At 70.9% G+C, this 865-nt stretch carries 1 protein-coding gene and 1 pseudogene; both read left to right on the top strand.

The genetic code is table 11. From position 1 onward, the window contains the following. Positions 1-310 (top strand): annotated as a pseudogene (locus FUT87_RS30060) (hypothetical protein); the annotation flags it as partial. Between the two features lie 120 nt (positions 311-430). After that, a partial coding sequence (locus tag FUT87_RS24400) for a hypothetical protein (protein ID WP_186830738.1) occupies positions 431-865 on the top strand: 435 nt, incomplete at its 3' end.

Genomic DNA, 865 nt, shown 5'->3' with positions numbered 1-865 from the left:
GGGCCTGGCCGGCGAGGCCCGCGACGAGGCCGGGCGTCGCTCCGCCATCTCGCGCGTCTACTACGCCGCCTATCACCGTTGCCTGCGCTGGGAGCGCTCGCTGCCTGCCATGAGCCCCGCGCGGACGCGGGGCGGCGTCCATCGGCAACTGATCGCCCGGCTGCAGACACCGGATGTCGAGTGCGACTCCGTGCTGGCGGAGCGGTCCCGGCGGCTCGGGCAACTCCTCGAAGACCAGTTCCGTCGACGGTCGACGCGGACTATCACCTTCAGGCCAGCCTGTCCGCCTCGGAGCTGGACGACCAATTGAGCGCCGCGCGCGAGGTGTTCGAGAAGTGCGCCGCCCCGAACACCTGATTCCGCGCGTTCGCCTATGCTTGCGCCGTCCGGCTGCTTCCGCGGCTGGTCCGACTTGCCCATGGACGGTCTTATGCGCCACAGCTTCCCCCGCTTCTCCCGCCTTTCCCTCGCCCTTGCCGCCGCCGCCGCGGCCACTGCCCTCATCACCACGCCCGCCCGCGCCGACAGCCTGGTCACCTCGGCCTCCAGCGCCGGCTCGGTGTCGTCGAAGCAGCTGTCCGATTCGATCGGCCAGTCGAGCGACAGCTCCAGCAAGGACCGCAAGGTCGCCGAAGGCGAATACAAGGTCCTCGCCGTCGAAGATGCCGCCGGCCGCGCCGACACGACGCGCCTGCACCTGCAGCCGGTGCGCGCCGAAGGCGGTACCGATTTCTTCCTCTACGTGCCCAAGCAGGCCGTCGCCGCCCAGCCGTTGCGGGTCGGCGACCATGTGCTGGCCCGCCAGCGTGACTACGGCTACGAGTTCGCCCGCGCCGAGAACCGCCAGGCCTTCCTGCTGGCGCTG

Source organism: Mitsuaria sp. TWR114 (assembly GCF_007997345.1).
Note: the sequence above shows the minus strand (reverse complement) of the source record. Positions and strands in the feature narration are given on the sequence as shown.